Source organism: Bradyrhizobium sp. (assembly GCF_049798375.1).
GTDB lineage: Bacteria > Pseudomonadota > Alphaproteobacteria > Rhizobiales > Xanthobacteraceae > Bradyrhizobium.
Genome location: NZ_JBARGP010000688.1, coordinates 1 through 2,319, shown reverse-complemented (window position 1 = coordinate 2,319; position 2,319 = coordinate 1). Strand labels below are relative to the sequence as shown.

At 63.2% G+C, this 2,319-nt stretch carries 2 protein-coding genes and 1 pseudogene; 1 reads left to right on the top strand and 2 read right to left on the bottom strand.

All coding sequences use genetic code 11. The features are described from left to right. Positions 1 to 708, top strand: a 708-nt coding sequence (gene mutM, locus WA702_RS26955; protein WP_425113592.1) for a bifunctional DNA-formamidopyrimidine glycosylase/DNA-(apurinic or apyrimidinic site) lyase, incomplete at its 5' end; no start/stop codon positions are given. A gap of 177 nt (positions 709 to 885) precedes the next feature. Here the strand turns inward: mutM and WA702_RS26950 are convergent. Then, on the bottom strand, positions 886 to 1,689 hold the full coding sequence (locus WA702_RS26950) for an AAA family ATPase (RefSeq protein ID WP_425113591.1): 804 nt from the start codon (positions 1,687 to 1,689) through the stop codon (positions 886 to 888). 458 nt (positions 1,690 to 2,147) lie between these two features. Further along, positions 2,148 to 2,319 (bottom strand): annotated as a pseudogene (locus tag WA702_RS26945) (peptidoglycan-binding protein); the annotation flags it as partial.

Below are 2,319 nucleotides of genomic sequence, written 5' to 3'. Positions count from 1 at the left end.
TATCTGATGGCCGATCTCGGCTCCGGCGACGTACTGCTGATGCATCTGGGCATGTCCGGCTCGTTCCGCGTGATCAAGACCGACCGCGAGACGACGCCCGGCCAATTCCATCATGCGCGGGGCAAGGACGCAGCGCACGATCACGTGGTGTTTCACATGTCCTCGGGCAACGACATCGTGTTCAACGATCCGCGCCGCTTCGGCTACATGAAGATCATCGCGCGCAATGCGCTCGATCAAGAGCCGCTGCTGAAGGATCTCGGGCCGGAGCCGCTCGGCAACGAATTCGATGCCGCGATGCTGGCGCATGCCTGCGCCAACAAGAAGACCAGCCTCAAGGCCGCATTGCTCGATCAGCGCGTCGTTGCTGGCCTCGGCAACATCTATGTCTGCGAGGCGCTGTTCCGTTCGCAGCTGTCGCCGCGCCGGCTGGCGGCGACGCTCGCGACCAAAAAGGGTGAGCCGGCCGATCACGCACGGCGGCTGGTGGATGCAATTCACACCGTGCTGAACGAGGCGATCAAGGCCGGCGGATCATCGCTGCGCGACCATCGCCAGGCCAATGGCGACCTCGGCTATTTCCAGCATTCGTTCCAGGTCTATGGCCGCGAAGGCGAGCCATGCCGCACCGGCGGCTGCGAGGGCATCGTCAAGCGCTTCACCCAGAACGGCCGTTCCACCTTCTGGTGTCCGAAGTGCCAGAAGTGATGGAGCGTTCCGCGCCAATCGATCTCGACAATAGCCCATAGAGATCGCTGCACGTCGTTGCGAGGAGCCGAAGGCGACGAAGCAATCCAGAATTCCTTTTTAGGACTGGATTGCTTCGCTTCGCTCGCAATGACGACAGCGAGATTGCGCTCCGCTCATTACACCGCGATGCAGGGCTTAGAACCCGGTTTCCCAGCTGGCGTTGCTGTCGGCCCAGGTCGGATAGGCGCGCGACACCGAAGCCTCGGCCTGTTCGGCCGGCGGCTGGAGCATGATCGGGAATTCGACGTCCATCAGCTCGCTCGCGCCCTTCAGCTCGTTGGCTTCCTGCATGACGAGGTCGCCGGCGAGCTTGGAGATGGTCCAGCGCCACAGGCTGCGCAGCTCCTGGGCCGACTTGCCTGACGGATCAAATTCGGTGACGCCCTGACCGGCCGCCAGCGCGTCCTGATGGTCGTTGCGCATATTGATGTAAGGCTGCGCCAGCACCTCGGCGATATCGCGCGGCGCGCTCTCGTCCAGCGAGCTGGTTGCTTCGCTGATGCGCTGGCCGCCACGGATCGGCGTTTGGTTGAGCACGAAGGCGAAGGCCTTGCGCCAGGCGCGGATCACGCTCAGGGTCGGCGCGGTCGCCTCGATGTCGGCCACGCTCGGACGCGCGGGCACGAGGCAGAGATCGCAGTGGCGGATCGCGGCGGTGGTGGCGGCGTTGATGCCGCTCGCGGTATCGATGATGGTGACGGTGACGCCGCCGCGCGCCAGCGCCTCGAGGCGCGGTTCGATCATCTTGGCGTCGTAGACGGCTTCGACAATGGGCTCGGCGAGGTTGCGGCGAACCTGCCAGTTCGACAGCGTGCCCTGCCGATCGGTTTCGATCACACGCACATTGTGTCCGGCCTGCTGAGCGGCCACTGCGAGACCAATGGCGAGCGTGCTCTTGCCGCTGCCGCCCTTCTGAGTGGCCAGAACGATCGTGTACATCGGAGGACAGTCCTTCGGATTGTTGACGGAACTACTGGAAACGCCAAAGCTGAGGTGCATCGCTGAAGTCGCAATGCGGAGCTGTTCTCGCTCAGGACGTTCCAGTCCGATCCGAAGGTTCTCAAGGGATCGCGGTGGTCCGAATCAGCACGCCGACAAAACTGACGGAACTATGTCATGTCGGACGAAGATTTGAACATACCGTTCGACTACGGCCGGACTCGTTCTGAGTAGATAGCAAGGTGCGCGTGAATCAAACGACCGATCGTTGCCGATCAGGCGTTCGTCCATGAGAGCCGTGCTGAAATCGCCAGATGTCCCGCAAGTCACGCTGTTTTTCGCAGCAGCGGCGCTCTTAATTTTGGGTAAACCGACTTGCTTAATATTGCGTAAACGATGGCCGGGCGCGCGTTAACGTTTGCGGCGGCATGGCACGCCTCGGCTGGGCCGCAGCGCCGCTACTTTCGCACGCAGATCACGCGCACGGCCGCGGCCTTCGCGTCCGTCGACTTGCCGTCGACGGCGATGCCATTGGCGGTGAGGAATGCGCGCACGGTGTCGGGCGCGACCAGTACAGCCTGCGTGCCCGGGGTCGCGCCGGTGGCACCGGCCATCAGCGTCGGCTTCAAC

Excerpts from the sequence above, each read along its gene's own strand:
- WA702_RS26950 (WP_425113591.1), bottom strand. The coding sequence starts at position 1,689 with ATGTACACGATCGTTCTGGCCACTCAGAAGGGCGGCAGCGGCAAGAGC.